Here is a 208-nt window from a genome sequence, read left to right on the forward strand (position 1 = left end):
GCCCGGTCGGGACTGGGGGTCAGGGCCCTGCAGCGGCTGTTCGCCGACCTGGTGGGCATGGCGCCCAAATGGGTCATCCGCCGCGCCCGCCTGCATGAGGCGGCGCACCGCCTGGGGCAGGGGGAAGCGGTGGACCTGACCACCCTGGCCCAGGATCTGGGCTATTTCGACCATGCGCATTTCACCCAGGATTTCAAACGGGTCATCG

The 208-nt window shown here is 68.8% G+C and carries 1 protein-coding gene; it reads left to right on the top strand.

The window, feature by feature from the left end:
• Positions 1–208, top strand: a 208-nt coding sequence (locus I55_RS25610) for a helix-turn-helix domain-containing protein (RefSeq protein ID WP_044563556.1), incomplete at both ends; no start/stop codon positions are given.

The organism is Azospirillum sp. B4, from assembly GCF_000333275.1.
Taxonomy (GTDB): Bacteria; Pseudomonadota; Alphaproteobacteria; order Azospirillales; family Azospirillaceae; genus Nitrospirillum.